Source organism: Streptomyces pseudogriseolus, assembly GCA_002154585.1.
Lineage (GTDB): Bacteria > Actinomycetota > Actinomycetes > Streptomycetales > Streptomycetaceae > Streptomyces > Streptomyces pseudogriseolus.
This window is the reverse complement of the sequence record MUNG01000689.1, coordinates 1-609: the sequence shown is the minus strand read 5'-3', so window position 1 is coordinate 609 and position 609 is coordinate 1. Positions and strand designations below refer to the sequence as shown.

Here is a 609-nt window from a genome sequence, read left to right as displayed (position 1 = left end):
TCGTCCCCGGTGATGCTCGACGCATGCGACCCGCTCACGTCTGTCTCGCCGTCCTCGTCGCCGCCGTCTGGGGAGTGAACTTCACGGTCATCGAGGTCGGCCTCGACCACTTCCCGCCGCTGCTCTTCTCCGCCCTGCGCTTCCTGGTCGCGGCCCTGCCCGCGGTGTTCCTCGTCGGCCCGCCGAAGGTCGCGTGGAAGTGGATCGTCGGGGTCGGACTGGCCCTGGGCGTCGCCAAGTTCGGTCTGCTGTTCATCGGCATGGACGCCGGCATGCCGGNNCCGGCATCGGGGTGGCGGCGGTCGACGAGGGCGCCTCGGGCCCGCTGACCGGCTTCGCCCTGGTCGTCGCGGCGGCGGCCTGCTGGGGCGTCTCCAACATCCTCACGCGCAAGGCGTCGCCCCCCGACGCCCTCAATTTCATGATCTGGGTCAGCACGGTCCCGGTGCTGCCGCTGCTCGCCCTGTCCCTGCTGCTGGAGGGCGGGTCGGCGGACCTGGCGGCCCTGCGCTCCCTCGACCGGGCGGGCGCGGGCACGGTCCTCTACGTCGCCTGGGGCGCGACGGTCTTCGGCTTCGGCGCCTGGGGCTGGCTGCTCCGCCGCCACCC

At 73.1% G+C, this 609-nt stretch carries 1 pseudogene; it reads left to right on the top strand.

Annotated elements, in window-relative coordinates:
* Positions 1-23 precede the first annotated feature (23 nt).
* Positions 24-609 (top strand): annotated as a pseudogene (locus CCN29_RS34115) (EamA family transporter); the annotation flags it as partial.